The organism is Candidatus Acidulodesulfobacterium acidiphilum, assembly GCA_008534395.1.
Lineage (GTDB): Bacteria > SZUA-79 > SZUA-79 > Acidulodesulfobacterales > Acidulodesulfobacteraceae > Acidulodesulfobacterium_A > Acidulodesulfobacterium_A acidiphilum.
Genome location: SHMQ01000066.1, coordinates 1 through 3,697 on the forward strand (window position 1 = coordinate 1; position 3,697 = coordinate 3,697).

At 38.5% G+C, this 3,697-nt stretch carries 4 protein-coding genes; all 4 read right to left on the reverse strand.

Going from position 1 to position 3,697, the window contains the following annotated elements; translation table 11 throughout:
* Window positions 1–117 precede the first annotated feature (117 nt).
* The 4 genes from EVJ48_10350 to EVJ48_10365 all read right to left on the reverse strand — a co-directional run bounded on the left by EVJ48_10350 (window position 118) and on the right by EVJ48_10365 (window position 3,415).
* Window positions 118–435, reverse strand: a complete 318-nt coding sequence (locus EVJ48_10350) for a hypothetical protein (protein RZV36473.1) — start codon at window positions 433–435, stop codon at window positions 118–120.
* Entirely contained in the window at window positions 432–1,880 is a 1,449-nt protein-coding gene (locus EVJ48_10355; protein ID RZV36474.1) for a TolC family protein, read from the reverse strand. Before EVJ48_10355 ends, EVJ48_10350 begins: the two co-directional genes overlap by 4 nt.
* On the reverse strand, window positions 1,880–2,095 hold the full coding sequence (locus EVJ48_10360; protein RZV36476.1) for a DUF167 domain-containing protein: 216 nt from the start codon (window positions 2,093–2,095) through the stop codon (window positions 1,880–1,882). The genes EVJ48_10355 and EVJ48_10360 overlap by 1 nt, the downstream gene beginning before the upstream one ends.
* 744 nt (window positions 2,096–2,839) lie before the next feature.
* Window positions 2,840–3,415 carry a hypothetical protein gene (locus tag EVJ48_10365; GenBank protein RZV36475.1) on the reverse strand — a complete coding sequence of 192 codons (576 nt, stop codon included), beginning with the start codon at window positions 3,413–3,415 and terminating at the stop codon, window positions 2,840–2,842.
* Window positions 3,416–3,697 lie beyond the last annotated feature (282 nt).

Consider the following 3,697-nt stretch of genomic DNA (forward strand, 5'->3'; position numbering starts at 1 on the left):
CAAACGCGGAAACCGAGCTAAAACCTAAAATAAGAATCGAAGCGGCTATTAAAAATAACCTAATCTTAAACATAAGCGTAATCCCCCTTTTAATTATTTATTAATTGTATTGTCTGTTTATAACCATACCGAAGCCTGCGCCGAAATAATTTTTGCGTATAAGCCGGGACTTACGACCCTTGCGATAACCGTTCCGGCGGTTACGGATTTTGGGAAAGGAAAGGATTCTATCAGCCTTCCCGTAAAAGGAGCCGTAAAAACCTGTCTGCCGTTGCTGTGAACCTTTCCGGGCGAGGTAATATTTTTTACCGCAAGCGTTTTTTTTGCATAGGCGACTTTTACCGGCATTGCGGAACCGGCAAAAGCTAAGGGCATGCCGATGCTGTAAACGATACACAAGGTTAAAATTGAAATAAACACGGTTGTTCTTTTCATAGTTTTCCGTCTCCAGAGAGGATTATTCCCATATCTATATCTAACTGAGAAATTGCCAGATAAAACTCGTTTACTGCTTTAGCAAGTTCTATGCGCGATTTTATCCAGTTATTCTGGACTTCCTGTAATTCAAGAGCGTTAAAGGCTCCTGCTAAGTAACCTTCTTTTGTCATTTTAAAAACTTCCCCAGATTTTTTGACTAAAATTTTTGCTCCATAAATTTTCTTTTTTGAGGCTGCCGCTCTGCCGTAATCAATTGCCAGCCTTTTTTTTACGGATAATTTAACAGCGGATTTTGCGGATTTTAGCGCCATAAGCCTTTCACTTGCCGCATCAATAGAACCTTTATGAAGTCCAAAATTATAAATAGGGATGTTCAGCATAACAAAAAACTGCCACCCCAGATTCGGGGCATCGAAGGAATTTACGGTGTCCTCTCCGTATGCGGCGCCGCCATGAATACTCGGAAGTCTTCCTGCTTTATTTATTGAAACGAATGCCTTTGCAGATTTAATTTCAGCGCGTACTATTTTAATCAGCGGCTGTTTTTTTACAGCTTTCGAAATCAGCCTGTTTAAAGGAGGAATCCGGTAATTGAAACCGGCGGAGTCCTGAACGGGTATGAGCAAAGAAAGTTTTGCGGGATGAACATCGCCGTAAAATATCTCCATTAAGAACACTCGTTCAAACGATTTTAATTTGGATTCCAAAATTTCTAAATTAGTTTGAAGGTTAGCCGTCATAAGCTCTGCTTGGACGGTGTCGAAACGCGGAAGACTGCCGGCTTTGTATCCTATTTTTGCGGCAGTTAAAATTTTTTTAGCGCTGTCTAATGCCTTTCGTTCTGTTTTTATTTCATCTTTTAACAGAATAAGTCCATAAAAATACTGCGTTATACGGGCTGCCGTGAAAAGACGCGCCAAGCTAAGCCTGTATTCGGCAACTTTAAGATTATCTCCCGCAAGCGAAATTTCGCCGTAGATTTTCGGGTCGAATATGGGAACGGTTAAACCTATCTGTCCGATTAGCTCCCTCATACCGTTGGCGGAAGCAAATACGGGATATCCGTTTTTCGTCCTTGTCCATATTCCTCCGGCGTTAACGGAAATATCGGGGAGCAAACCGGCGTAAGCCGCTTTTTTTAAGTCCATTTTTTCAGATATTATATGCTCGGCTTCCAAAATATTCCCCTGATTCGTCAGAGCCCTTTTAATAGCCGATGCCAAAGATATTTTAATTCTGCTCGGCGCGGAAGGCAAGTTTCTACCTGCTGCGGTTAAATAGATTCCGGCAGGCGGACTTGCGGCGCCTGCGGCATACGCCGTTTTGACGATATTTAAGGCGGATAATAAATAGTTAAATGAACAGCCTGCGATAATTAAAAATAAAAATAAAAAAACCGAATTTATATAAGTTTTTATAGCCATGCCGCTATTTTTTCTCATCAATCGTTTATTGCAACTATTTTATTTTTAGATTTTAAACCTGTTTTTATGGTAATTTTGTTTTTAGGCGTGTCGTAAATTTCGGCGATTTTTCTTATGACCGCTTCGTTTGCTTTATTCTCTACCGGACGTTCCTTTATTGAAATTTTCAGCGTTCCGTCGTCTAATATTTCATAGCCTTCGATTTTTGAACCTGTTTTTACCGCAACCGAAATTTTTTTTTTGCATAAAAATTTAATGAAAGATATAGTAATGTATTATTATATAAAATGCGGCTTCATTATACAACTTTAATCCTTCAATAGAAAATATTTAGATGTTTCTTTTATATGTAAATACTGGATTACCGCTTCGCTCTCGTGCCTTACGGCATCTTCTGTACGCAAGGGCGGCTTGCGCGCCCTTTAACGCGTGCCTTCGATATGTGAAGTTCCTTTAGAACTTTCCCGCTTTCGCGGGAATGACTTCGAGGAAATTTATAATTTCAACCATTAGGTGCCCCAACCCGCTTCAGCGGGAATCCGGAAAATTAAATTATATAATAATTCTCCTCAGGAGGATTAAGGCGCAAATAGGCAGGGAGGAGAGCGTTAGATAGGTACGAACATAATCCATCCCTCCTTATCGCTATTGGTTGCTTTTTTATACCGGTAAGTATGTTCGTATCATGTGCCAAATTGTCAAAAATTGATACGAATTGATTTTGTTAAGACGCCTTATCCTTTATTTTATTTCCCGGCAATTTTGTCGGCATAAAGGATAAGGCGTCAGTTTTGTATGCGCAAACTGCGCATTAAAAACAAGCTCTTCAGACATAGCATGAATCGGTTTTCCCATAGTTTGCCAGCATTATGAAATTAAATTCTTCTATGGGAATTTCTAGAAATACCGGCATTTCGTAAATTCTTTTCATTATTTTCACCCCCCTTATTTTTTTATTATTTATTTGCCGTTCATTTTTACGGATACGTTACATTAACAATAGGCCAGTTAATCATTATCTTGCGTAGAAGTATTTTTTGCGAAGGGGTTAGTATGCGGGTAGCCTTTAAGTGAACGGAAATCATGGATTCCGACAGGGCTATTTCCGCATTTCCGGCGGTTCTTTCATATTTCATTAATTTAGCGGGATTTGGATTATTTTTATTGACCTCCATATAAAACTCCTTTTTCGCCCCGTTTAAAATCTTAAACTGAGGAATAGCTTTGTTTTCCATCTCTTTTACAAGCATGGCTTCCTGTCTAATTTGAAAAGGGGTTAATTTTAAAATTTTGCGGTTATTGAAAATCAGATGCGCCCCGGGATATACTTTGTAAAAAAAGGGCATAAACGCCAGCTTGGGAGCAAAAGACATCATATCCGGCATCCATTTTTTCATTTTCATCATAACCGACTTGCTAATCGGCATATTACTCATATTCATTTTTTTCTTTCCGCATGCATTACTCATATTCATTGCGTTTGATTTAGGAACGCCTATACTTAAAGCGATTAATAAAACCAACAGCCAACCCGGCATAATTTTTTTAATCATAGTCAAACCCTCCAATTAATTATTTAATTATTATATTGCAGGCAATATGCAGGTTTCCTGACGATATAATATTTTGTCCCTATTTATCTTATTTATGATTTAATTATAATTTATAAAAAAAATTGTAAAAGTCACTTAAGTGACAATAGGGCATAAGTCTTATACTTGCTCAAGCGCACTTAAGGCTAATTTATCCTAAAATTTTTTAAACAATCCACCCGCCTTCCTTATTCGTTATCAGGCTGACGAAGGCGGGTGAGTAAAATAGCGTCGACCGCGCTT

Coding starts and splice junctions, on each gene's coding strand:
- EVJ48_10350 (RZV36473.1), bottom strand. CDS start 435: ATGAAAAGAACAACCGTGTTTATTTCAATTTTAACCTTGTGTATCGTT.
- EVJ48_10355 (RZV36474.1), bottom strand. CDS start 1,880: ATGAGAAAAAATAGCGGCATGGCTATAAAAACTTATATAAATTCGGTT.
- EVJ48_10365 (RZV36475.1), bottom strand. CDS start 3,415: ATGATTAAAAAAATTATGCCGGGTTGGCTGTTGGTTTTATTAATCGCT.